The sequence below is a fragment of the Paenibacillus sp. Soil522 genome (genome assembly GCF_001428245.1).
In the GTDB taxonomy this organism is placed as follows: Bacteria; Bacillota; Bacilli; order Paenibacillales; family Paenibacillaceae; genus Pristimantibacillus.
Genome location: NZ_LMRV01000120.1, coordinates 1 through 769, shown reverse-complemented (window position 1 = coordinate 769; position 769 = coordinate 1). Strand labels below are relative to the sequence as shown.

At 42.2% G+C, this 769-nt stretch carries 1 protein-coding gene; it reads right to left on the bottom strand.

Features of this window, described 5'->3' with window-relative positions:
* Positions 1–272: GNAT family N-acetyltransferase (locus ASG81_RS33455; protein WP_327205206.1), on the bottom strand; the 272-nt coding region annotated here is incomplete at its 3' end.
* Between the last annotated feature and the right edge of the window lie 497 nt (positions 273–769).

Here is a 769-nt window from a genome sequence, read left to right as displayed (position 1 = left end):
CTCCAATATGGTTTACCTAAGTCATATGCAATCTCCACTCGTGAACCACGGTTTGTCTCCCATCCATTATAACCACATGTCCCGATTAATCTCTGGTCARATTTACGAATTATCCCCCAACGAAAAGCTATGTTTTTATCAAACAGRTCGTTCATGAAAWTTATTAAGTCTTCAGCATTCTTTACACTTACAAAAGGGTCAATCCCCATATCTTTGGTCACATCTTTATCGGATAGGTTTTCAAATACAGCCTGAGCATCTACTAAAGTCATCGACCGTAANTACACTTACAAAAGGGTCAATCCCCATATCTTTGGTCACATCTTTATCGGATAGGTTTTCAAATACAGCCTGAGCATCTACTAAAGTCATCGACCGTAAYAAAAAACGTTCTGTTGTWATAGAAGGTATTACTTCAAATAGTTTCATACATGCTCCTCTATTTTATTACTAATCTTACCATATCAACATTTTCAATTGTACAACTATAGTCCCCGTTAGTTGAATCACATTATTATTCCGCCGTGTAGTAATCTTGTCCACGAATCCCGTTTAAGGCTGATACCAACCCACAAAGACGTTGCCGGTCAGGGTCGATCAGATGCCGGCCGTACGCATCAAGAAACTGATACGTCCACCGCACGTCCCCCAGGTGATTTTTCTGCTCTCGTGACCATCCGGACTTAACCCGCCAAAAGGACCGCCGCAAGAAACACGAGCTGCATTAATGTTCGGACAAGCAGCTTAGGCGTTGGTTTCCCGCCGATCG